We start from the raw sequence: 22,801 nt of genomic DNA on the forward strand, positions 1-22,801 counted from the left end.
GACCAGGGCATCGCTGACAGCCCTCAGTCATTTAGAAAGCAACTTTATTGCTTCTGCATAAAAAAATTACTGGGGATCCCTCAGCCCACAGGGAGAGGGGGAAGTCACTGCCTGTATCAGAACCTCGTATTCACGCTCATGTACCAGGTGCGACCCGGCTCATTATACGTATACGCACCCGCACCGTACATATACGCACCCGTCGTGGTATTACCCGTGGTCTGGGCGTTACCGGCGCGCCACTGGCGCTTGTCGAAGACGTTGTCCACGCCGCCGGTCAGGCTGACGTTTTTGGTCACGTCCCAGGTCGCGCTCAGGCCAACGATGCTGTACGGGCTGACTTCGTCTTTCTCAGACCCGGTCACCGGCTGACCTTTGTAGTTGTACTTCTTCGGCTGCTGCTTGCCGTACCAGGTGAAGGTCGACTGCAATGAGACATCCTGACGTACCTGCCAGCTCAGGGTAGAGTTCAGCGTATACTCCGGGATGATCGACAGACGATCGCCGGTCTCCTTGTTCTTGCTTTGCAGCATGTAGGTGATGTTGTTGGTCCAGTTGATGGTGTCGCTGACCGGCACGTTCAGGGAGCCTTCCAGACCTTCCACTACCGCTTTCGGTACGTTTTCCCACTGGTAGATATCGGTGGTGACTTTGCCGGTGGACGTCTGGCCAATCGGCGCGTAGCCCGCTTCAATCTTGTTGCGATAGTCGTTGCGGAACCAGGTCACGCCCGCCAGCCAGCCGTCGCGTTTCCACTCCAGGCCAATCTCTTTGTTGATGCTGGTTTCCGCTTTCAGATCGTCGTTACCCATCATGTAGCAGCCCACGCCGTCGGAGCTGGCGTAGCAGCCCTGGCCTTTACTGTACAGCAGGTAGTTCGGGTTGGTCTGATACAGGCTTGGCGCTTTATAGGCGCGCGCGATGCCCATCTTCAGGGTGAAGTCATCCCCCAGACCTTGCGACAGGTTCAGGGACGGGCTCCAGTTATTGCCGACAATAGTGTGGTGATCGAAGCGCAGGGCAGGGGTCAGCATGGTGCTGTCGGTCAGCTCCATGTTGTTTTCGGCAAACAGGGAGAAGATCTCCGCTGAAGTGTACGGGCTACGGTCTTCGCTCATGCCCGGGATGGTGCCGCCCTGCTGGGTTTGCGTGAAGGAAGTCGAGTCCTTCATGCGCTGCTGGTTCCACTCGGTGCCGAGCGTCAGGTTCTGGTTCACAATGAAATCAATCGGCAGGTTGATTTCGCTGTGCAGCATCACGTCGGACAGATCGGTGTCGGTGAATTTATTGCTGTTGAACAGACCTTCAGTACCGCCCGCCAGTCCTTCACCCAGACGGGAGTTGCGGGTGTGCTCGTACTGCGCCCAGTTGCTGGTGGTAATGCCGTTATCCCAGCCGCCGTTCCAGGTCACGGCGAAGTTCTGACGATAAATGCGGTTTGTCTCTTTACCGTAGTTCTTCTTCACCAGCGCGTTGTCGTTGTTGGTGTTCTGCGTGTCGCCCGCATACAGGTTGTTCTGGCGGCTGTAGCCCGCTTCAAACTCCAGCGACTGCATCGGTGCGAAGTCCCAGCGCACCACGCCGTTGATGTCTTTGTTTTCCACACCTTCACGGCCTGCGGGCAGGGTGTTGGCGTAGGCACCGGTACGTTCAGACTGGTGACCCTGGTTGATGTCCCACGCATCGGCCTGGGTTTTGTCCAGGTTACCAAACATGCGGAAGCTGAAGTCGCCGCCCAGCGGGCCGCTCAGGCTGAAGTTGGTGCGTTTAGTCGAACCTTCGTCCTTATGTTCTGGCGCGTTCAGGTAGGTGTTCCAGGAGCCGTGCCACTGGTCGTCGAATTTTTTGGTGATGATGTTCACCACGCCGCCCGCCGCGCCGTTACCGTAGCGTGCAGCGGCCGGGCCACGGATCACTTCGATGCGCTCGATCATCTCTGGCGGTACCCAGCCGGTATCGCCGCGGGTGTCACGCTCGCCGCGCCAGCCCAGACGGATGGAGTTGCGGCTGGTGACCGGCTTGCCGTCAATCAGGATCAGGGTGTTTTCCGGGCCCATGCCGCGAATGTCAATCTGACGGTTGTTCCCGCGCTGGCCGCTGGTGGAGTTGCCGGTCAGGTTAACGCCCGGCATGGTGCGGATGATTTCCGCCACGTCGCGCGCGGGCGGGTTTTTGCGGATCTCATCGGCGGTGATGGTTGACACGCCCGGCGCCTGCAAATTCTGCTCGGCGGCGGTGATCACCATGGTGTCTTCGTGCTGCGCGGAGGCGGTGTTGTCGTCTGCCATGGCGGGCAGCGCGACACCATAAATCCCTAAATTGACCAGCAAGGCCAGAGAGTGAATCTTCTTATTCATTGTACGTCCCGCTTTTATGGTTATTTAATGAGCGCGCTTCCCACAGCGCGGGCATTACGCTATTGCAAATGCAAATAGTTATCAATAATATTATCAATAAAATTTGCTCTGAAACAAAAAAGACTGTTAAACATGGGGTTATAAGGGTGACGGCGTTAACAACCGGAAGTGAAGCGTGGTGGCAGGCGAAAAACGGGCCGGAACGGGAACGTCATCAGGAAAACTATCGCGTGACATTCTGGTGGCGGGACCCGGCGGGAACGCAGAAAACGTCGACGATTAAACGCGTCTGGCTCTACGTCACCGGCGTGACCGATCACCATCAAAATGCCCGTCCGCAGTCCCTTGAACGTATCCCGGATACCGACGTCTGGCAGTGGCAGGGCGAGTTCAGCCCCGAATGGCGCGGCAGCTACTGTTTTATCCCCTCCGACAATGAAGATGATTTTGCCAGCGCAGTGTTTGAAGGCGAGCAGCCGGACCGCATGGCGCTGCGCGAAGGCTGGCGCAAACTGCTGCCGCACGCGGTTTCCGATCCGCTGAATGCGCAGAGCTGGCGCGGTGGACGCGGGCACGCCGTCTCGGCGCTGGAGATGCCGGAGGCGCCCGTACAGCCCGGCTGGAATCATCCCGATACGCCCTATAAAAAGCCAGTCTGCATTGAGTGGCACAGCGCGCGTCTGAAGAACCATCGCCGCGTGTGGATTTTTACCACCGGGGATGAAAGCCCCGAGCGCCCGCTGGCGGTACTGCTTGACGGGCAGTTCTGGGCCGAAAGCATGCCCGTCTGGCCTGCGCTGGCGTCGCTCACCCATGAAGGCAAACTGCCGCCTGCGGTTTATGTCTTAATCGACGTTATTGACACCGCACACCGCAGCCGCGAGCTGCCGTGCAACCCTGATTTCTGGCTGGCGGTGCAGGACGAACTCCTCCCGCAGGTGAAAAGCATGGCCCCGTTCAGCGACCGCGCCGACCATACCGTGGTGGCGGGCCAAAGCTTCGGCGGGCTCTCTTCCCTCTATGCGGGCCTCAACTGGCCGCAGCGTTTTGGCTGCATCCTCAGCCAGTCCGGATCCTACTGGTGGCCGCACCGCGGCGCGCAGCAGGACGGGCTGCTCATTGAACAACTCAAAGCGGGTGAAAAAACCGCTCGCGGGCTGCGCATCGTCCTTGAGGCCGGGCGCAACGAGCCGCTTATCTTACGCGCAAACCAGGCGATCCTCGCCGAACTACACACTCAGCAACCGGTTTTCTGGCGTCAGGTTGACGGCGGACACGATGCGCTTTGCTGGCGCGGTGGGCTGACACAGGGGCTGATGACCCTCTGGCAGCCGCTTATTCAATAACGGAGTCTGTATGGAATTCAGCAATCCTTTCGATAATCCGCAGGGACAGTTCGCCATTTTGCAAAATGACCAGGGGCAGTACAGCCTGTGGCCGCAGGAGTGCGAGTTGCCCGCGGGCTGGCGCGTGGTGTGCGAACCGCAATCTCAGGAGGCGTGCCAGCAGTGGCTGGCGGAACAGTGGCAGACGCTTGAGCCGTCTTATTTTGCGGGGGAGCGCGCATGAACCGTCTCCCTCTTGTCGCCGCCCAGCCGGGGATCTGGATGGCAGAGCAGCTTTCCTCCCTGCCAAACGCCTGGAGCGTGGCGCACTACACCGAACTGAAAGGCGCTATCGACGCGCCGTTGCTGGCAAAAGCCATCGCTGAAGGCATGATGCAGGCCGACACCCTGCGGATGCGTTTCACCGAGGATAACGGCGAGGTGTGGCAGTGGATCGATGAGGCCATGATCCTGCCGGAGCCGTCCATTGTGCGCGTTAACTCCCACGACGCCGCCGTGGCGCTGATGGAGGCCGATCTCAACCAGAACCTGCGCGTCGACAGCGGTCAGCCGCTGGCGTTTCACCAACTGATTCAGGTGGGAGAAAACCACTGGTACTGGTATCAGCGGTATCATCATCTGGTGGTAGATGGCTTCAGTTTCCCGGCCATTACCCGTCAAATCGCCGCCATTTACGCTGCGTGGCAGAAAGGTGAACCTGCGCCCGCCTCCCCGTTTACTCCGTTCGCCGAGGTGGTGGTGGAGTATCAGCGCTATCGCGACAGCGAGGCGTATCAGCGCGACGGTGCTTTCTGGGCCGAACAGCGCCAACAGCTTCCTTCTCCGGTCTCGCTCTCTTCCGCGCCCCTGCCGGGACGTGCCGCCACCACCGACATCCTGCGCCTGAAAATGGCGATGGACGGCCGTGCGTTCAGCCAGCTTGCACAGGCGGCCGGACAAACGCAGCGAACCGATCTGGCGCTTGCGCTGGTGGCGCTGTGGCTGGGCCGCCTGACCGGACGGCTGGACTACGCCGCCGGGTTTATCTTTATGCGCCGCATGGGCTCCGCCGCGCTGACCGCGACCGGACCGGTGCTCAACGTCCTGCCGATGGCGGTGAATATTCGCCCGCACGAGAGCTTGCCGGAACTGGCGCTGCGCCTGGCGAACCAGCTGAAAAAGATGCGCCGCCATCAGCGCTACGATGCCGAGCAGATCGTGCGCGACAGCGGGCAGGCAGCAGGGGACGAACCCTTGTTTGGTCCGGTGCTGAACGTCAAGGTGTTCGATTATCAGCTGGATATCGACGGCGTGGAGGCCATTACCCACACGCTGGCGACCGGCCCGGTGAACGATCTGGAGCTGGCGCTGTTCCCGGACGAGCAGGGCGGACTAAGCATTGAGATCCTCGCCAACAGGCAGCGTTACGACGAGGCGACGCTGAAGGGGCACGCGGCGCGGCTGAACGCAATGCTGACGCAGTTTGCCGCCAACCCGGACCTGCGCTGTGGCGACGTGGAAACCGTATCAGAGCAGGAATACGGCCGGCTGGCGCGAATAAACGATACCGGGCTGGCGCTGCCGTCCACCACGCTGGCGGATCTGGTCGCGGAGCAGGCGAGCAAAACGCCGGACGCCCCGGCGCTGGCGGATGCCCATACTGAGCTGAACTACCGCCAGATGCGCGAGCAGGTGGTCGCGCTGGCAAATCTGCTGCGCGCGCGCGGCGTGAAGCCGGGCGACAGCGTGGCGGTGGCGCTCCCGCGCTCGGTGTTCCTGACCCTGGCGCTGCACGGGATTGTTGAAGCTGGCGCCGCCTGGCTGCCGCTGGATACCGGTTACCCGGACGACCGTCTGCGGATGATGCTGGAGGACGCGAAGCCGTCGCTGCTCATTACCACCGACCAGCAGCTTCCGCGCTTTAACGATCTGCCGATCGCCACCTTTAGTTACAACACACTATTACCGGCCACCGATGCTGAACCTCTGCGCCTGGCGAAGCCGGAGCAGACCGCGTACATCATCTTTACCTCCGGTTCGACGGGACGACCAAAAGGCGTGATGGTCGGCCATACCGCCATCGTTAACCGCCTGAAGTGGATGCAGGATCATTATTCACTGGCGGCGCATGACGTGGTGGCGCAGAAAACGCCGTGCAGCTTTGACGTGTCGGTGTGGGAGTTCTGGTGGCCGTTTATTGCCGGGGCGAAGCTGGTGATGGCCGAGCCGGACGCGCACCGCGATCCGCAGGCGATGCAGAGCTTCTTCGCACAATATGGCGTAACCACCACCCACTTCGTGCCGTCGATGCTGGCGGCGTTCGTCGCCTCGCTGACGCCGGAAAACGTCGACTGTTGCAGGACGCTGAAGCAGGTGTTCTGTAGCGGCGAGGCGTTGCCGACTGCGCTGTGCCGCGAGTGGGAACAGCTCACCCATGCGCCGCTGCACAACCTCTATGGCCCGACCGAAGCGGCGGTGGACGTCAGCTGGTATCCGGCGTACGGCCCCGAGCTGGCGGCGGTGGAAGGGAACAGCGTGCCGATCGGCTTCCCGGTGTGGAATACGGGGCTGCGCATTCTGGACGCGATGATGCGCCCGGTGCCGTTCGGCGTGGCGGGGGATCTGTATCTCACCGGCATCCAGCTGGCGCAGGGGTATCTGGGACGCCCCGACCTTACCGCCAGCCGCTTTATCGCCGATCCGTTTGCCCCCGGCGAGCGGATGTACCGCACCGGGGACGTTGCTCGCTGGCTGGACAACGGCGCGGTAGAATATCTGGGCCGCAGCGATGACCAGTTAAAAATTCGCGGTCAGCGCATTGAGCTGGGCGAAATCGACCGGGCCATGCTTGCGCTGCCGGATGTGGCCCAGGCCGTGGCGCACGCCTGCGTGTTCAACCTGGCAACTGCCACGGGTGGCGATGCCCGCCAGCTGGTGGGGTACGTTGTCTCCGAATCCGGCTTACCGCTGGATCGCGACGCGCTGCTAGCATCACTCAAAGCCCAGCTGCCGCCACATATGGTGCCGGTGGTGCTGCTGCAAATCAGCGCGCTGCCGTTAAGCGCCAACGGCAAGCTGGATCGCAAGGCGTTGCCGCTGCCGGAGCTGACCAGCAAAACCTCTGGTCGCGCGCCTGAGACACAAACCGAAGTCGCCGTGGCGCAGGCGTTTTCTGCCCTGCTGGGCTGCGCAGTGAACGATATCGAAGCCGATTTCTTTGCCCTCGGCGGCCACTCGCTGCTGGCGATGCGCCTCGCGGCTCAGCTCAGCCGTGCGTTCAGCCGTAAGGTCACGCCGGGCCAGATTATGGTCGCCTCGACGGTGAGTAAGCTTAGCGCCCTGTTGGACTCGCAGATGAGCGACGAGCAGGCGCAGCGTCTGGGGTATGAAACTGTTCTCCCGCTGCGTGAAAGCAACGGCCCCACGCTGTTCTGCTTCCATCCGGCATCCGGCTTTGCCTGGCAGTTTAGCGTCCTGGCGCGCTACCTCAGCCCGCGCTGGTCAATCGTCGGCATTCAGTCTCCCCGACCTGACGGACCGATGCAGCAGTGTGCGGATCTCGATGCGGTGATCGAACATCATCTGAACACGTTGCGTAAGCAGCAGCCGCAGGGGCCGTATTATCTGTTCGGCTATTCCCTCGGCGGCACGCTGGCGCAGGGCATTGCGGCGCGTCTGCGCGAGCAGGGTGAAAACGTAGCGTTCCTCGGCCTGCTGGATACCTGGCCGCCGGAAACCCAGAACTGGGCGGAGAAAGAGGCTAATGGCCTCGATCCGGAGGTGCTGGCGGAAATTGAGCGCGAGCGTCAGGCGTTTATCGCCGCCCAGCAGGGGCAAGGTTCCAGCGAGCTGTTTAACGCTATTGAAGGCAACTACGCCGATGCGGTGCGGCTGCTCACCACCGCGCATAGTTCACGGTTCGACGGTAAAGCGACGCTGTTTGTCGCCGAACGCACACGAACCATGGATCCGCAGGCCGCATGGGCGCCGTGGGTGAGTGCGCTGGAGGTGTACAGCCAGGACTGCGCCCACGTGGATATTATTTCACCGCAGGCGTTTGAAAAGATTGGGCCGGTACTGAAGGAAATTTTAGAATAGTGCAAATGCCCCTCACCCTAACCCTCTCCCACGGGGAGAGGGGATGGTTTGCTCCCTCTCCCTGTGGGAGAGGGCCGGGGTGAGGGCATCAGACCGCACGCTTGCCCAACGGCACCACCAGCGGCGTACCCGCCACCGGATCGTCAATAATCATGCAGCGCATGCCGTAGATCCGCGCGATCAGATCCGGCGTCACAATCTCCTTCGGCGCGCCCTGCGCCACAATCTCGCCGTCGCGCAGCGCAATCAGATGCGTCGCGTAGCGGCACGCCTGATTTAAGTCGTGCAGCACTGCCGCCAGGGTGTACCCCTGCGTGCGGTTCAGTTCGCTCAGCAGCTCCAGCAGATCAATCTGATGGCTGATATCGAGCCAGGTTGTCGGCTCGTCCAGCAGCATAATCGAGGTTTCCTGCGCCAGTACCATTGCAATCCAGGCGCGCTGGCGCTGTCCGCCGGAGAGAGTATCGACGCTTTGTTGGGCCAGATTGGTGATGCCCGTAGCCTGCATCGCGCGCTTCACCGCCTCGTCGTCCTCTTTGCGCCAGCGGGTAAACAGTGGCTGGTGCGGGTAGCGCCCGCGGGAGACCAGTTCCTGCACGGTAATATCCCCCGGCGTGGTGGCGTTTTGCGCCAGCAGGCCAATTCGGCGCGCCACCTCTTTGCTGGCGAAGCGCTGGATCTGCTCCCCGTCGAGGAACACGCTACCCTCAACCGGCGACATCAGGCGGCTCAGCGTGCGCAGCAGGGTCGATTTGCCGCAACCGTTCGGGCCGATAATGGCGGTGAAGTGGCCGTCCGGAATGGACACGGATAAATCCCGGGCAATGATTTTTTTGCCGTAGCCGAGGGTCAAGTTTTCGCCGCGCAAGCGGAATGTTGAATCTGTCATTTCTTGCGTGACTCCTGAACGAGCAAGACGATGAGGTAAATCCCGCCGAGGCTGACGGTCACCACGCCCACCGGCAGTTGATAAGGCATAAACAGCTGCTGAGCGCAGAGATCGGCGGCCAGCAGTAACAATGCGCCGCACAGCGCCGCCTGGGTTAATCCCCAGCGCGCGGTACCGCTAAGACGCCGCGCGATATGCGGGGCTACGAGGGCAATAAACGAGATCGGCCCGGCGATGGCGGTAGACGCTGCGGTCAGCAAGACCGCCACCAGCATCAGCATCAGGCGCGAGCGCTCTACGCTCACGCCCAGCGCGCAGGCGCTGTCGTCGCCCATCTCCAGCAGCCGCATGCGCCTGACCAGCAGCAACGCGCCAATAAACATCAGCAAAATCAGCGGCGCGGCGGGCCAGGTTTTTCCCCACGTCAGACCGTTGAGGGAGCCGGCGTACCACAGCCCGGCGGAGAGCGCGGTTTCCAGCGATGCCTGTAGCAGAAGCCAGGTGTTGAACGCCATCAGCATCGCACGGATGCCGATCCCGATGATGATCAGACGGAAGGTGTCGATGCCGTTGCGCCAGGCCAGGGCCCAGATAAGCAGGGAGGTGAGAATGCCGCCCGCCATCGCCGTAAAGGTAATGGCCGTAAGATGCTGCCCGAACAGCACCATCGCCACCAGCACGCCGCTCCACGCGCCGGTATTCAGGCCCATTACGTCCGGGCTCCCGAGGGGGTTACGCATCAGCGACTGGAATATCGCGCCGCTGACGCCAAGCGCCGCGCCCACCAGGATCGCCATCGCCACGCGCGGCAATCGCCATTCGGTGACCACCATGGTGATGTTACGCGGCGCGCTGCCGCTGAGAGCGTGAAAGACCTGCGCGAAATCAAGCGTTACGACACCGCTTTGCAGGCTCCAGATCGCCAGCAGCAGACTGGCGACGACCAGCAGGGCGACGCTGGTAAGTAAACGACGGGACGGGGCCATCATGCGCCACCCCCGCGTCTGCGTCGAACCAGGAAGATCAGCACCGGCGCGCCGATAAAGGCGCTGACCACCGAGACGCGCAGTTCACCCGGCACCAGCAGGCGGCCCAGTACGTCAGCAAAGAGCAGCAGGGCAGGGGTCGCAAGCAGCGTGACCGGCAGCGACCAGCGGTGATCCGCCCCCACCAGCCAGCGCGCCATGTGCGGCATCATCAGGCCGATAAAGGCAATCGGCCCGACCACGGCGGTCGCGCTGCCGCAGAGCACGGTAATGGCGAGTAGCCCCGTCAGCTGCGTGCGCGCCACACGGTTGCCGAGGGCGGTCGCGGTATCGCTGCCGAGGCTCAGGCTGTTCAGCGCCCGGCTTAAACAGAGCGCCACGGCGGCAGCGACGATCGTCGGGATCACCACCACCTTTAAGGTTTCAAGGGTACGAATATCCAGCGAACCCGCCTGCCAGAAGCGCAGCTGGTCATACACGTCCGGGTTGAGCAGGGCGATGCCGTTGGACAAGCCTTCCAGTACCGCCGCGAGCGCTACGCCCGCCAGCGTTAAGCGTACCGGGCTGAGCTGGCCGCCGCCCTGGCTGCCGGTAAACGCCACTACCAGCGAGGCCGCCAGCGCGCCGCAAAAAGCCATCATCAGCTGTTCAGAGGGGGACGTAAATCCAAACAGCGCTGCGCCGAGCACGATGGCAAAGCTGGCGCCGGAGTTAACGCCGAGAATGCCGGGGTCCGCCAGCGGGTTGCGGGTGAGGGTTTGCATCAGGGCACCGGCAAGGCCGAGCGCACCGCCAGCCAGCAATCCGGCAAGGGTGCGGGGCAGGCGAGCGTCGAGCACGATGGTGCAGTCGGCGCTCTGACAGGTACCGGATAGCGCATCGACAATAACGGACGCGGGCAGCGGTTTTGCGCCGACCAGCAGGCTGAGTGCAATCGCAAGGATTAGCAGTAGCAATAAAACGGGCACGGCAAGGGCGCGCACCGCAGAAGAGGAAAACGACATAGCAACATCCATGATTTGATAATGATAGTGATTATCGTTATCTATCTTATTTGGCTATGTTAGCATGTGCGCCCATGGAATGGGTAGAAATAGACTCAAGGCTTTGTCATGAATCAAAAATCCTGGCTGCTTAACCTCAGCCTGCTCAAAACACACCCGGCGTATCGCGCCGTTTTTATCGCTCGCTTTATCTCCATTTTGTCCCTCGGTCTGCTTGGTGTGGCCGTACCGGTGCAAATCCAGACCATGACTCACTCCAGCTGGCTGGTGGGGTTATCCGTCACCTTAACCGGCGGGGCGATGTTTATCGGCCTGATGGTGGGCGGCGTGCTGGCGGACCGCTACGAGCGTAAAAAGCTGATCCTGCTGGCGCGCGGCACCTGCGGGGTGGGCTTTGTCGGGCTGTGTCTGAACGCCATGCTGCCGGAGCCGTCGCTGGTGGCCATCTACGTGCTGGGATTGTGGGACGGCTTTTTTGCTTCGTTAGGCGTGACGGCGCTGCTGGCGGCCACGCCCGCGCTGGTCGGGCGCGAGAACCTGATGCAGGCGGGGGCGATCACCATGCTCACCGTACGGCTCGGCTCGGTGATTTCGCCGATGGTGGGCGGTCTGTTGCTGGCGACCGGCAACGTGGCGTGGAACTACGGCCTTGCCGCGGCGGGAACGTTTATTACCACCCTGACGCTACTGCGTCTGCCGCTCCTGCCACCCCCGCCGCAGCCGCGCGAGCATCCGCTGAAGTCCCTGATGGCCGCGATTCGTTTCCTGTTCAGCAACCCATTGATTGGCGGGATTGCGCTGCTCGGCGGCCTGCTGACGATGGCGAGCGCCGTGCGCGTGCTGTATCCGGCGCTGGCGGGTGAGTGGCAGATGAGCGCCTCAGAGATTGGCGTGCTGTACGCCGCCATTCCGCTCGGTGCGGCCTTCGGGGCGCTGACCAGCGGCAACCTGGCGCAGAGCGCGAGACCGGGGTTGATCATGCTGGTGGCGACGCTGGCCTCGTTTATCGCCATTGGTTTCTTTAGCCTGATGCCGGTGTGGGCGCTGGGGGTGATGTGTCTGGTGATTTTCGGCTGGCTGAGCGCGGTCAGCTCTCTTTTACAGTACACCCTGATCCAGACCCAGACGCCGGAAGGGATGCTCGGGCGCATTAACGGCCTGTGGACGGCGCAGAACGTCACGGGCGATGCGATTGGCGCGGCGATCCTCGGCGGGCTGGGGGCGATAATGACCCCGGTGGCGTCGGCGAGCAGCAGCGGGTTTGTGTTAGCCGTTGTTGGCGTGATTTTATTGGCGGTTCTGGTGGAGTTGCGTCGGTTCAGGCAAACCCTGTAGGTCGGGTAAGGCGTAGCCGCCACCCGACAAAACGCCCGGTGGCGCTGCGCTTACCGGGCCTACGGGGAACGTGCCACTTATTTAAAAATTGAATTCAAACGCTGCAACACCAACATCGCGCTGTAATAATCCAGGCGGAACGTCTCGGTTCCTAATGCCCAGACGCGCTTGTTCTTCACCGACAGCAGATGCGCCAGCAGCGGGTTGGCGTAAATCGCGTCCACGTCTTTCTGATCGCCGGCAAACACGAACAGCCCTTCGCCGTTCAGCCCCGTCGCCAGGTTTTCACCCCCTAACTGGATAATGTCGTGGCGTTTGCCCTGACTTTTTGAGGTGTGCAACCCGGCAGGCACGTCGGCCAGCGTAAAGCCCAACTGGTGCAAAAGCTTGCCCTGCGCGGAGTCTGTCGTCCACAGGTTCGCCGTGTGCGCCGCGGCGGTGTAGACGATGGCGTTCACCGGCTGTGGCGGCAGCTTCATCTGCTGTTTCACCTTGGCGAGCTGTTTGTCGAAGGCAGCGATGCGCTCTGCGGCCTGTGTCTCCTGCCCGGTGATCGTCCCCAGTTGGGTCAGCAGTTCCTGCCAGCTTTTGTCGTCGTAGTTAATGATAAGCGTCGGCGCGATGGCGGAAAGCTGATCGTAGAGCGCCAGCGCGGAATCCCCGCCGGTGGCGCTGATCAAAATCAGGTCCGGCATCTGGGCCGCGACGGCTTCGGCGCTCGGCTCGCCGATGTACAGCCGGGCAACCTTACGCTGTTTGGCGATATCGCCCCACTGACGCAGGAAGCCCTGCGCATCCGCCACGCGGTTGTTTGGCGTGGTCGCGCCGCTGGCAATGACCGGCGCGTCAATGGCCAGCAGGGAGCCGGTTAAGGTCACGCTGGTGGAGACAATGCGCGTCGGTTTGCTCTCAAGCGTGTGAACGCCGCGGCTGTCGGTGACCTGACGCGGCCAGTCGGCGGCGGCGGCTGAGGTTAGTCCTAAAACAAAAAGTCCTGTTAAAAGAAGGGCATTGCGGCAAACGGCAGCGATTTTCACAGAGCGGCATCCTGATTTTATTGAAGATAATGCTTCTCATTTTCAGGGCTGTAGGGAAGGGATGCAAGCGTTTGTCGCACAAGTTATTTGCCCGACGGTTGACAGCGGGGCGATGTGGGATTAGGTTAGCCGACGAAAATATAAATGATAATCATTATTGCTTCTTTTATCATTTTAAGGAGGATGATATGGACACGTCCCTGGCTGAGGAAGTTCAGCACACCGCGACAACGCTGCAATCAGACAGCTTTTTCTTTATGTCGCCTTACCGCAGTTTTACCACGTCCGGCTGTTTTGCCCGTTTTTCTGAACCCGCCGTCGGCGGTGACGATCCGGCGGGTCCCTTTCAGCAGAAATTAGCTCAGGCTTTCCGGAATGCGAAAAACAGCGGCATTGCCCATCCGGTGATGGTAGGGGCGATCCCCTTCGATACCCGCAAACCGTCATCGCTGTTTATTCCACAACGCTGGCAAACCTTCTCCCGCCCGGCGCGTCAGCAGTCCGCACGTTATGCCTCCGGCGCGCAGACGCTGAACGTGCAACAGCGCACCGAGATCCCGTCGCAGCCGGTTTTCGAGGAGATGGTTGCTCGCGCCGCGTCGCTCACCGCTACGCCGCAGGTGAATAAGGTGGTGCTGTCGCGCCTGATTGATATCGCTACCGACAAACAGATCGATAGCAGCGCGCTGATGGAGCGTCTTATCGCCCAGAACCCGGCGAGCTTTAACTTCCACGTACCGCTGGAAGACGGCGGCGTGCTGCTGGGCGCCAGCCCGGAACTGCTGCTGCGCAAAGAGGGCGCGCACTTTAGCTCGCTGCCGCTGGCAGGCTCTGCGCGCCGTCAGCCGGACGATGTGCTGGATCGCGAAGCGGGCACTAAGCTGCTGGCCTCCGAAAAAGACCGCCACGAGCACGATCTGGTCACGCAGGCGATGAAAACCATTCTGGAACCGCGTAGCCATCATCTGAGCATGCCGGCTTCCCCGCAGCTCATCACCACCCCGACGCTGTGGCATCTGGCCACGCCGGTAGAAGGTGAGGCACGTGAAAACGAGAACGCCCTGACGCTGGCCTGCCTGCTGCACCCGACGCCCGCGCTGAGCGGCTTCCCGCATCAGGCGGCAAAAGAGCTGATTGCCGAGCTGGAGCCGTTCGACCGCGAGCTGTTCGGCGGCATCATCGGCTGGTGCGACAGCGAAGGTAACGGCGAGTGGGTAGTAACTATCCGCTGCGCGCGGCTGCATCAAAATACCGTTCGCCTGTTTGCCGGCGCGGGCATTGTGCCTGCCTCCTCCCCGGTCGGCGAGTGGCGCGAGACGGGCGTGAAGCTCTCCACCATGCTCAACGTGTTTGGTTTGCACTAAGGAATACTCATGACCATCCCTTTTACCCGCTGGCCTGAGGAGTTTGCCCGCCGCTACCGTGAAAAAGGCTACTGGCAGGATCTGCCGCTGACCCACATCCTGACGGACCATGCGGACAGCGATACGGTCGCGATAATTGACGGCGATCGCCGCATCACCTACCGCGCGTTTAATCAGGCGGTGACGAATCTGGCGTCCTCCCTTCAGGCGCAGGGGCTGCATCGCGGGGAGACCGCGCTGGTGCAGCTTGGCAACGTGGCTGAGTTCTACATCACCTTCTTCGCGCTACTGCAAATCGGCGTCGCGCCGGTCAACGCGCTCTTTAGCCATCAGCGCAGTGAACTCAACGCCTACGCGGAGCAGATTAAACCCGCCGTGCTGATTGCCGATCGCGACCACGCGCTGTTCTCGGGCGACGATTTTCTCAACACCTTTGTGGATGCGCATCGCTCGGTACGCGTTGTGCTGCTGCGTGGCGATAAGGGCGAACATGCGCTGGAGGCGGCGATTGCGCGCCCGGCGGACAATTTCATCCCGAACCCGACGCCCGCCGACGAAGTGGCGTTCTTCCAGCTCTCCGGCGGCAGCACCGGCACGCCGAAGCTGATCCCGCGCACGCATAACGATTACGACTACAGCATCCGTCGCAGCAACGAAATCTGCGGTATCACTGCGCACACCCGCTATCTGAACGCCCTTCCCGCGGCGCATAACTACGCCATGAGCTCGCCAGGATCGTTAGGCGTTTTCACGGCGGGTGGCTGCGTGGTGCTGGCGAACGATCCGAGCGCCACGCTCTGCTTCCCGCTGATTGAGCAGCATCAGATAAACGTCACCTCGCTGGTGCCGCCCGCGGTCAGCCTGTGGTTGCAGGCGATTGCCGACGGCGCGGGGAACGCCCAGCTGAAATCCCTCAGGCTGCTCCAGGTGGGCGGCGCGCGCCTCTCCGCCACGCTTGCGGCGCGCATTCCGGCGGAAATTGGCTGCCAGCTTCAGCAGGTATTTGGCATGGCGGAAGGGCTGGTGAACTATACCGCCCTCGACGATGCGCCGGAGCGCATCATCAATACCCAGGGCCGCCCGATGTGCCCGGACGATGAAGTGTGGGTGGCGGACGAGGACGGTAACCCGCTGCCGCGCGGGGAGGTCGGGCGTCTGATGACGCGCGGCCCTTACACCTTCCGCGGCTATTTCAACAGCCCGGACCACAACGCCAGCGCCTTCGATGCCAACGGCTTCTACTGCTCGGGCGATCTGATCGCCATCGACGAGCAGGGTTACATCACCGTGCAGGGGCGCGAGAAAGATCAGATCAACCGCGGTGGCGAGAAGATCGCCGCCGAAGAGATCGAAAACCTGCTGCTGCGCCACGACGCGGTGATCCACGCCGCGCTGGTGAGCATGGAGGACAGCCTGCTGGGCGAAAAAAGCTGCGCGTACCTGGTGGTGAAACAGCCGCTGCGCGCGGTGGAGGTGCGCCGCTTCCTGCGCGAGCAGGGCGTTGCCGAATTTAAGCTGCCGGACCGCGTGGAGAGCGTGGATGCGCTTCCGCTCACGCCGGTCGGCAAAGTTGATAAGAAACAGTTGCGCCTGTGGCTTGCTGAACGCGCCCGGGGCTGAGGAACAGAGAATGGCTATTCCAAAATTAACCGCATATGCGCTGCCAACCGCCGCCGAACTGCCGACCAGTAAAGTAAGCTGGGCGTTTGAGCCGGAGCGCGCCGCGCTGCTGATCCACGATATGCAGGAGTACTTCCTGAATTTCTGGGGCGAAAATAGCGACATGATGCAGCAGGTGGTGGCGAACATCGCTAAACTGCGCGCGTACTGCAAAGAGCACAATATTCCGGTGTACTACACCGCGCAGCCGAAAGATCAGAGCGATGAAGACCGCGCCCTGCTGAACGATATGTGGGGGCCGGGTCTGACTCGCTCGCCGGAGCAGCAGCGCATCGTCGCTGAGCTGACCCCGGACGAAGCGGACACCGTGCTGGTGAAGTGGCGCTACAGCGCGTTTCACCGCTCCCCGCTGGAGCAGATGCTGAAAGAGACCGGGCGCAACCAGCTTTTGATCACCGGCGTGTACGCCCACATCGGCTGCATGACCACCGCCACCGACGCTTTTATGCGCGACATCAAACCGTTATTTATCGCCGACGCGCTGGCGGATTTCACCCGCGACGAGCACCTGATGTCGCTGAAATACGTGGCCGGACGTTCGGGCCGCGTGGTGATGACCGACGAGTTGCTGCCGTCTGTTCCGGCAACGAAAGCCGCGCTGCGTGAGCTGATCCTGCCGCTGCTGGACGAGTCCGACGAGCCGATGGATGACGAAAACCTGATCGACTACGGTCTGGATTCAGTACGGATGATGGCGCTGGCCGCCCGCTGGCGCAAAGTGCACGGCGACATTGATTTCGTGATGCTGGCAAAAAATCCGACCCTCGATGCCTGGTGGGCGCTGCTCTCCCGCGAGGTGAAGTGATGGCTTTTGATTTTACCGGTAAAACCGTCTGGGTGACGGGCGCGGGTAAGGGCATTGGCTATGCGACCGCGCTGGCATTTGTGGAGGCCGGGGCGCAGGTGACCGGGTTCGATCTGGCTTTCCCTCACGGCGAATATCCGTTTGCCACCGAAACACTGGACGTGGCGGATGCGGCGCAGGCGAGTGATGTCTGCGGGCGTTTGCTCAGCAGCCTTGAGCGGCTCGACGTGCTGGTTAACGCGGCGGGCATTCTGCGTATGGGCGCGACGGATCAGCTTTCGCAGGAGGACTGGCAGCAGACCTTTGCGGTCAACGTCGGCGGCGCGTTCAACCTGTTCCAGCAGACGATGGGCCAGTTCCGTCGTCAGCAGAGCGGGGCGATTGTGACGGTGGCCTCTGACGCGGCGCACACGCCGCGCATCGGCATGAGCGCCTACGGCGCGTCGAAAGCGGCGCTGAAAAGCCTGGCGCTGACCGTCGGGCTGGAGCTGGCGGGCAGCGGCGTACGCTGTAACCTGGTGTCGCCGGGTTCTACGGATACCGACATGCAGCGCACGTTGTGGACCAGCGATGATGCGGAACAGCGGCGCATTCGCGGCTTCGGCGAGCAGTTCAAGCTCGGCATTCCGCTCGGTAAAATTGCCCGTCCGCAGGAGATTGCCGCGACCGTGCTGTTCCTGGCATCCGATGCCGCCAGCCATATCACCTTGCAGGATATCGTGGTGGACGGCGGCTCCACGCTGGGGGCGTAATGATCTGGAAACGTCATTTATCCCTCGACGAACTGAATGCCACTAGCCAGAACACGATGGTGGAACACCTTGGCATCGTCTATACCCGCCTCGGGGACGATACGCTGGAAGCGGAGATGCCGGTGGATGCGCGCACCCACCAGCCGTTTGGCCTGCTGCACGGCGGTGCGTCGGCGGCGCTGGCGGAAACGCTGGGGTCGATGGCCGGTTTTCTGATGACCCGCGACGGGCAGAATGTGGTGGGCACGGAACTGAACGCTACGCACCACCGCGCGGTCTCTCACGGTAAGGTGCGCGGCGTATGTCAGCCGCTGCATCTGGGCCGCTCCAGTCAGAGCTGGGAGATTGTGGTGTTCGACGAGCAGGGGCGGCGGTGCTGTACGTGTCGGTTGAGTACGATGGTGCTGGGTTAGATTGTGCGGCGGGAGTGCCGGGTGGCGGCTTCGCCTTACCCGGCCTACGAAACATGCAGGCCCGGTAAGCGAAGCGCCACCGGGCGGTTGTTACAACATCGATACCACCCGCTTCAACAGCCGAATTCGCGGCGCAATGGACGCTTTATCCAGCCATTCCGCCGGGCTGTGGAACCCGGCGCCAACCGGCCCGAAGCCGTCAAGCGTGGGGATGCCGAGCGCGGCGGTGTGGTTGGCGTCGCTGCCGCCGCCGACTGCCTGCCAGGTAATGTCGATGCCTTCCGCTTTACCCGCCGCTTCAACCTGCTGCATCAGCGCCTGCGTCGCGTCGCTCGCGGCCATCGCCGGTTTGTGATTAACCCGCGTCAGCGTGGTGGTCACGCCGTCTAAAAAGCCTTGTTCACATAACAACTCCAGCGCCTGGTTCACCCGGTCATACTCGTCGTTTTCCCAGAAGCGAACGTCCAGTTCTGCCACAGCGCTGTCCGCGACCACGTTCGCCGCGCTGCCGCCCTGAATTACGCCGACGTTAAGTGTAGTGCCGCGATCCCAGTCCGTCAGCGCATTGATGGCGATAACGCTCTTTGCCAGCGCGGTGATCGCCGAGCGGCCTTTTTCCGGGTCATTGCCCGCGTGTGCCGCCACGCCGCTAAAGGTGAGGTGATAGCCCGCCATCCCTTTACGCGCTTTCACCAGCGAACCGTCGGCGCGGGCGGCTTCGCACACCAGCACGCAGCGGGAACGCTTAGCCAGCTCGCCAATCCACTCATGGGAATGGACAGATCCGGTCTCTTCGTCCGGGTTCATCGCAACGGCAATCGCGAGACGATCGTTGTCTGCGGCGTCAAGCGCGCGCATTGCCCACAAAATATTCAGAAGTCCGCTCTTCATATCCGAGACGCCGGGGCCGTACAGGCGGGTTTCATCCTCGCTCAGCGGACGCGCGGCCACGGTGCCGGCGGGAAATACGGTATCCAGATGCCCGACCAGCAGCACGTCGAACCGTTCCGCCTGCGGCTTGTTACTGACGAAGACGCCGGGGCCCACCTTGTCGCCCAGGTTCACCTGCTCCGTATGCCAGCCTTCGCGCTGCCACAGTTGCTGCATGATGCCTGCAACAGCGGCGACGCCGTCAATCGTCTGGGTGCCGCAGTCTACGTTCACCAGGGTTTTCAGCTCTTCTATATAATGGTCAAGATTCATGTTCACGTCCTGTTCAGAGAATAATGCGCATCAGCAGCATGGCTAAGAAAGCGTTGACCACCGAGAGGGCGATCATCAGCGGAATACGTTTGGCGCGGGTGCCAATCACCCCCAGAATGCGGCCCAGGTACTGCACCTGCGAGCCCATCAGGTAGATGGCGGGCGCCAGGATCGCCAGGTGCTCGCCGGTGAGGATGCCTTTATCAAACAGGCCGATGGCAACGCCGATCCCGCCGCCCATCGACATCCAGCCGCCAATCAGCACGGCGGCCGCTTCGCCCGGCAGGCCAAACAGGCCCATCAGCGGGGAGAAGATCGTGCCCAGCCCTTTCAGCGCGCCGGTAATTTCCAGCGCCTTGATGATGATAAAGGCCATCACCACGTTGGGCAGCGTGCTGCTGGTGGCAATGCTCCAGCCTTTGCGCGCGCCTTCGATAAACACATCGGTAATGACGGGATTGGACTGTGGGGCACTCATGCGGCGTCTCCTTTATGGGTAAACGTCAGGATCAGGCGCAGCAGATTGGCGCCGACAATTTTCATGATAAACATCACCGCGATACAGGCCCCGATGGAGGTGGGCACCGCCGCCGTGCCGTCAATGGCGAGCAGCGTGAAGAGGATCGCCCCGGAAGAGAAAAAGTTGGTGATCATCGCCCCGGCGGAGAACTGGAACATGGCGAAAACGTCTTTCTCTTTTTCGCTGATTTGCCCTTCATCAGAGAGATTACGGGTAAGCGACGCGCCCACGTCGGTACTTTGCAGGCTGCCAATCAGCGCCAGCCCGGTGGTGCCAGGGATCCCCAATAGCGGGCGCAGCAGAGGAGTTAAGAGTTTGCGCGCGGCACGCAGGGCGCCATAGTGCTCCAGCACGTTGATCATCCCCAGCGCGAACATCACCGCGGGAATTAAACCGAGCGCGAAGAGAAACCCGTCCATCGCGCCGCTGCCGCCGGTGCCGCGAAAGGCGCTGCTGGCTGTGGTTAACGTACCGTCATCCAGACTGGCTTTGCTGACCACTTTGCCAAATGCGCCGTTGAGGGTGGTGAAATCAAAGACGCCGTACCACTCTTTTCCGCCTAACAGACCCGAGAAGAAAACGGCTGCAAACGCCAGCGCGAAGTACGCGCCCGGCCCGACCTGACTATCCTGAGGTACTGAACTGTTCATATCCTTTTCCTTGTATGCACGCGATTGCGCAGGATCATTCTGGCGAGGTTATGGCCAAAAAAAATGATACAAATCATTCCGTAAGGCGGTGTCTGGCCGAAAAAGGTAAAAGTGTGAACGGTGACGCTACGAAAGTGATCGGCTTAACAATGTGGTGTAAATGTCTGGTTTGACCACGCATTATTGCGTTTCAAAGTTGTTAAATTTTATCCGTTGTTCTAGAAACAAAATGTAACATCTCACTGTTTCACAACAACGGATAACCATTATGAACAACTCAGGGAAATACCTTATATGGGCAGGGCTCTCCGTTGTGGGAGCCTTTGCCCTGGGCTACATCGCCCTCAACCGGGGGGAGCAGATCAATGCGCTCTGGATCGTGGTCGCCTCCGTCTGCATTTATCTGATCGCATACCGTTTTTATGGCCGTTATATCGCGAAGACGGTACTGGGCGTAGACGGCACGCGCATGACGCCGGCCGTGCGTCATAACGATGGTCTGGACTACGTGCCGACCGATAAAAAAGTGCTGTTCGGTCACCATTTCGCGGCGATTGCCGGGGCAGGCCCGCTGGTGGGGCCGGTACTGGCCGCGCAGATGGGCTACCTGCCGGGGATGATCTGGATCCTCGCGGGGGTGGTGCTGGCGGGCGCGGTGCAGGACTTCATGGTGCTGTTCGTCTCCACCCGTCGCGACGGTCGTTCGCTGGGTGAGCTGGTGAAAGAGGAGATGGGGGCAACTGCCGGGGTGATTGCGCTGGTGGCGACCTTTATGATCATGGTCATCATCCTCGCGGTACTGGCGATGATTGTGGTGAAAGCCTTGACCCACAGCCCGTGGGGAACCTATACCGTCGCCTTCACCATTCCGCTGGCGCTGTTCATGGGGATCTACATTCGCTATCTGCGTCCGGGACGCATTGGTGAAGTTTCAGTCATTGGCCTGGTGTTCCTGGTGTTTGCTATTATCTCCGGCGGCTGGGTGGCGGAAAGCCCGACCTGGGCACCGTTCTTCGACTTCACCGGCGTGCAGCTGACCTGGATGCTGGTGGGCTACGGCTTCGTGGCGGCGGTGCTGCCAGTATGGCTCCTGCTGGCCCCGCGTGACTACCTCTCTACGTTCCTGAAAATTGGTACCATCGTCGGGCTGGCGATCGGCATTCTGATTATGCGCCCGACCCTGACCATGCCTGCCCTGACCAAATTCATTGACGGCACCGGCCCGGTCTGGACCGGTAACCTGTTCCCGTTCCTGTTTATCACCATCGCCTGTGGGGCAGTGTCTGGCTTCCATGCGCTTATCGCCTCCGGGACCACGCCGAAGATGCTCGCGAATGAAAATCAGGCCTGCCTGATTGGCTATGGCGGCATGCTGATGGAATCCTTCGTGGCGATTATGGCGCTGGTCTCGGCCTGTATTATCGACCCGGGCGTGTACTTCGCGATGAACAGCCCGATGGCGGTACTGGCCCCGGCCGGCACTGTTGACGTGGTCGCCTCTGCTGCGCAGGTGGTGAGCGGCTGGGGCTTTGCGATCACCCCTGAAACGTTGACGCATATCGCTAACGAGGTCGGCGAGCAGTCGATTATCTCCCGTGCGGGCGGGGCGCCGACGCTGGCGGTGGGTATGGCCTACATCCTGCATGGTGCGCTGGGCGGGCTGATGGATGTCTCGTTCTGGTATCACTTCGCCATTCTGTTCGAGGCGCTGTTTATCCTGACGGCGGTGGATGCCGGTACGCGCGCGGCGCGCTTTATGTTGCAGGATCTGCTGGGGGTGATCTCCCCGAATCTGAAACGTACCGATTCACTCCCGGCTAACCTGCTGGCGACGGCACTGTGCGTGCTGGCGTGGGGCTACTTCCTGCATCAGGGCGTGGTCGATCCGCTGGGCGGCATTAACACCCTGTGGCCGCTGTTCGGTATCGCCAACCAGATGCTGGCGGGCATGGCGCTGATGCTTTGTGCCGTAGTCCTGTTCAAGATGAAGCGCCAGCGTTACGCATGGGTGGCGCTGGTGCCAACGGCGTGGCTGCTGATCTGTACCCTGACAGCAGGCTGGCAGAAAGCCTTCAGCCCGGACAACAAGGTGGGCTTCCTGGCCATTGCCAACAAGTTCCAGGCGATGATCGACAGCGGCAAGATCCCGGCGCAGTACACCGAATCTCAGCTGTCCCAGCTGGTGTTTAACAACCGTCTGGACGCCGGGCTGACCATCTTCTTTATGGTGGTGGTTGTGGTGCTGGCGTTGTATTCTCTGAAAACCGCGCTGGCGGCGTTGAAAGTCGACACGCCAACGGCGAAAGAGACGCCGTATGAGCCAATGCCTGAGAACCTGGACGAGATTGTCACCCAGGCGAAAGGGGCGCATTAACCCGTGTGC

General features: G+C 61.5%; 18 protein-coding genes. 10 read left to right on the forward strand and 8 right to left on the reverse strand.

Going from position 1 to position 22,801, the window contains the following annotated elements:
* Positions 1-116: 116 nt before the first annotated feature.
* Positions 117-2,357 (reverse strand): TonB-dependent siderophore receptor, encoded by a 2,241-nt coding sequence (locus ACNQ0T_RS19250; RefSeq protein WP_023299551.1) that lies wholly within the window; start codon positions 2,355-2,357, stop codon positions 117-119.
* 146 nt (positions 2,358-2,503) lie between these two features.
* Here ACNQ0T_RS19250 and fes point away from each other — a divergent pair, with 146 nt between their 5' ends.
* From fes to entF, 3 genes are read left to right on the forward strand one after another with little or no spacing between them, the layout of a single operon-like run.
* Entirely contained in the window at positions 2,504-3,703 is a 1,200-nt protein-coding gene (gene fes / locus ACNQ0T_RS19255) for an enterochelin esterase (RefSeq protein WP_038415624.1), read from the forward strand.
* Between the two features lie 10 nt (positions 3,704-3,713).
* The gene (locus ACNQ0T_RS19260; RefSeq protein WP_032624700.1) at positions 3,714-3,926 is read left to right on the forward strand and encodes an MbtH family protein; all 213 of its coding nucleotides are present in this window, start codon (positions 3,714-3,716) and stop codon (positions 3,924-3,926) included.
* A complete protein-coding gene (entF, locus tag ACNQ0T_RS19265; RefSeq protein WP_417930326.1) occupies positions 3,923-7,780 on the forward strand; it encodes an enterobactin non-ribosomal peptide synthetase EntF in 3,858 nt (1,285 codons plus the stop codon). The genes ACNQ0T_RS19260 and entF overlap by 4 nt, the downstream gene beginning before the upstream one ends.
* An 88-nt stretch (positions 7,781-7,868) precedes the next feature.
* On the opposite strand, the gene fepC is transcribed toward entF, so the two are convergent.
* From fepC to fepD, 3 genes are read right to left on the reverse strand one after another with little or no spacing between them, the layout of a single operon-like run.
* On the reverse strand, positions 7,869-8,669 hold the full coding sequence (gene fepC / locus ACNQ0T_RS19270) for an iron-enterobactin ABC transporter ATP-binding protein (protein ID WP_023299555.1): 801 nt from the start codon (positions 8,667-8,669) through the stop codon (positions 7,869-7,871).
* A complete protein-coding gene (fepG, locus tag ACNQ0T_RS19275) occupies positions 8,666-9,655 on the reverse strand; it encodes an iron-enterobactin ABC transporter permease (protein ID WP_108367360.1) in 990 nt (329 codons plus the stop codon). The genes fepC and fepG overlap by 4 nt, the downstream gene beginning before the upstream one ends.
* Entirely contained in the window at positions 9,655-10,659 is a 1,005-nt protein-coding gene (gene fepD, locus ACNQ0T_RS19280) for a Fe(3+)-siderophore ABC transporter permease (RefSeq protein WP_022647378.1), read from the reverse strand. The genes fepG and fepD overlap by 1 nt, the downstream gene beginning before the upstream one ends.
* A 108-nt stretch (positions 10,660-10,767) precedes the next feature.
* Between fepD and entS the strand changes: the two genes are divergently transcribed.
* Positions 10,768-11,994, forward strand: a complete 1,227-nt coding sequence (entS, locus tag ACNQ0T_RS19285) for an enterobactin transporter EntS (RefSeq protein ID WP_023299557.1) — start codon at positions 10,768-10,770, stop codon at positions 11,992-11,994.
* Positions 11,995-12,071: 77 nt separating this feature from the next.
* Here the strand turns inward: entS and fepB are convergent, their stop codons facing one another.
* Positions 12,072-13,031, reverse strand: coding sequence for a Fe2+-enterobactin ABC transporter substrate-binding protein (fepB, locus tag ACNQ0T_RS19290; protein ID WP_336196931.1), 960 nt, complete (start codon positions 13,029-13,031; stop codon positions 12,072-12,074).
* Positions 13,032-13,219: 188 nt separating this feature from the next.
* On the opposite strand from fepB, the gene entC reads away from it, so the two are divergent.
* The 5 genes from entC to entH are packed head-to-tail and all read left to right on the forward strand — an operon-like array spanning position 13,220 to position 18,045.
* Positions 13,220-14,395 carry an isochorismate synthase EntC gene (entC, locus tag ACNQ0T_RS19295; RefSeq protein WP_417930327.1) on the forward strand — a complete coding sequence of 392 codons (1,176 nt, stop codon included), beginning with the start codon at positions 13,220-13,222 and terminating at the stop codon, positions 14,393-14,395.
* Positions 14,396-14,404: 9 nt separating this feature from the next.
* Positions 14,405-16,015: a (2,3-dihydroxybenzoyl)adenylate synthase EntE gene (entE, locus tag ACNQ0T_RS19300; RefSeq protein WP_023305662.1), complete on the forward strand. Its 1,611-nt coding sequence runs from the start codon at positions 14,405-14,407 to the stop codon at positions 16,013-16,015.
* A 10-nt stretch (positions 16,016-16,025) separates the two neighbouring features.
* Positions 16,026-16,880 carry an isochorismatase family protein gene (locus ACNQ0T_RS19305; RefSeq protein ID WP_417930328.1) on the forward strand — a complete coding sequence of 285 codons (855 nt, stop codon included), beginning with the start codon at positions 16,026-16,028 and terminating at the stop codon, positions 16,878-16,880.
* Positions 16,880-17,632, forward strand: a complete 753-nt coding sequence (gene entA, locus ACNQ0T_RS19310; protein WP_417930329.1) for a 2,3-dihydro-2,3-dihydroxybenzoate dehydrogenase EntA — start codon at positions 16,880-16,882, stop codon at positions 17,630-17,632. Before ACNQ0T_RS19305 ends, entA begins: the two co-directional genes overlap by 1 nt.
* Positions 17,632-18,045: a proofreading thioesterase EntH gene (gene entH / locus ACNQ0T_RS19315; RefSeq protein ID WP_022647384.1), complete on the forward strand. Its 414-nt coding sequence runs from the start codon at positions 17,632-17,634 to the stop codon at positions 18,043-18,045. The genes entA and entH overlap by 1 nt, the downstream gene beginning before the upstream one ends.
* Positions 18,046-18,135: 90 nt before the next feature.
* Here entH and ACNQ0T_RS19320 read toward each other — a convergent pair whose 3' ends face one another.
* From ACNQ0T_RS19320 to ACNQ0T_RS19330, 3 genes are read right to left on the reverse strand one after another with little or no spacing between them, the layout of a single operon-like run.
* Entirely contained in the window at positions 18,136-19,248 is a 1,113-nt protein-coding gene (locus tag ACNQ0T_RS19320; RefSeq protein WP_058677444.1) for a M20 family metallopeptidase, read from the reverse strand.
* A 13-nt stretch (positions 19,249-19,261) separates the two neighbouring features.
* Positions 19,262-19,726 (reverse strand): YjiG family protein, encoded by a 465-nt coding sequence (locus tag ACNQ0T_RS19325; RefSeq protein WP_023305665.1) that lies wholly within the window; start codon positions 19,724-19,726, stop codon positions 19,262-19,264.
* Entirely contained in the window at positions 19,723-20,418 is a 696-nt protein-coding gene (locus ACNQ0T_RS19330; RefSeq protein WP_417930330.1) for a nucleoside recognition domain-containing protein, read from the reverse strand. The genes ACNQ0T_RS19325 and ACNQ0T_RS19330 overlap by 4 nt, the downstream gene beginning before the upstream one ends.
* Before the next feature lie 268 nt (positions 20,419-20,686).
* Here ACNQ0T_RS19330 and cstA point away from each other — a divergent pair, with 268 nt between their 5' ends.
* Positions 20,687-22,792: a pyruvate/proton symporter CstA gene (gene cstA / locus ACNQ0T_RS19335; RefSeq protein WP_038415638.1), complete on the forward strand. Its 2,106-nt coding sequence runs from the start codon at positions 20,687-20,689 to the stop codon at positions 22,790-22,792.
* Positions 22,793-22,801 lie beyond the last annotated feature (9 nt).

Origin of the sequence: Enterobacter cloacae complex sp.6700776 (assembly GCF_048284255.1) — a bacterium.
GTDB classification, from domain to species: Bacteria; Pseudomonadota; Gammaproteobacteria; order Enterobacterales; family Enterobacteriaceae; genus Enterobacter; species Enterobacter intestinihominis.

Bases quoted from the DNA above. Each gene is read 5' to 3' on its own strand.
- ACNQ0T_RS19250 (WP_023299551.1), bottom strand. From the start codon at position 2,357: ATGAATAAGAAGATTCACTCTCTGGCCTTGCTGGTCAATTTAGGGATT.
- ACNQ0T_RS19260 (WP_032624700.1), top strand. From the start codon at position 3,714: ATGGAATTCAGCAATCCTTTCGATAATCCGCAGGGACAGTTCGCCATT.
- entF (WP_417930326.1), top strand. From the start codon at position 3,923: ATGAACCGTCTCCCTCTTGTCGCCGCCCAGCCGGGGATCTGGATGGCA.
- fepC (WP_023299555.1), bottom strand. From the start codon at position 8,669: ATGACAGATTCAACATTCCGCTTGCGCGGCGAAAACTTGACCCTCGGC.
- fepG (WP_108367360.1), bottom strand. From the start codon at position 9,655: ATGGCCCCGTCCCGTCGTTTACTTACCAGCGTCGCCCTGCTGGTCGTC.
- fepD (WP_022647378.1), bottom strand. From the start codon at position 10,659: ATGTCGTTTTCCTCTTCTGCGGTGCGCGCCCTTGCCGTGCCCGTTTTA.
- entS (WP_023299557.1), top strand. From the start codon at position 10,768: ATGAATCAAAAATCCTGGCTGCTTAACCTCAGCCTGCTCAAAACACAC.
- entC (WP_417930327.1), top strand. From the start codon at position 13,220: ATGGACACGTCCCTGGCTGAGGAAGTTCAGCACACCGCGACAACGCTG.
- entE (WP_023305662.1), top strand. From the start codon at position 14,405: ATGACCATCCCTTTTACCCGCTGGCCTGAGGAGTTTGCCCGCCGCTAC.
- ACNQ0T_RS19305 (WP_417930328.1), top strand. From the start codon at position 16,026: ATGGCTATTCCAAAATTAACCGCATATGCGCTGCCAACCGCCGCCGAA.
- entA (WP_417930329.1), top strand. From the start codon at position 16,880: ATGGCTTTTGATTTTACCGGTAAAACCGTCTGGGTGACGGGCGCGGGT.
- entH (WP_022647384.1), top strand. From the start codon at position 17,632: ATGATCTGGAAACGTCATTTATCCCTCGACGAACTGAATGCCACTAGC.
- ACNQ0T_RS19320 (WP_058677444.1), bottom strand. From the start codon at position 19,248: ATGAATCTTGACCATTATATAGAAGAGCTGAAAACCCTGGTGAACGTA.
- ACNQ0T_RS19325 (WP_023305665.1), bottom strand. From the start codon at position 19,726: ATGAGTGCCCCACAGTCCAATCCCGTCATTACCGATGTGTTTATCGAA.
- ACNQ0T_RS19330 (WP_417930330.1), bottom strand. From the start codon at position 20,418: ATGAACAGTTCAGTACCTCAGGATAGTCAGGTCGGGCCGGGCGCGTAC.
- cstA (WP_038415638.1), top strand. From the start codon at position 20,687: ATGAACAACTCAGGGAAATACCTTATATGGGCAGGGCTCTCCGTTGTG.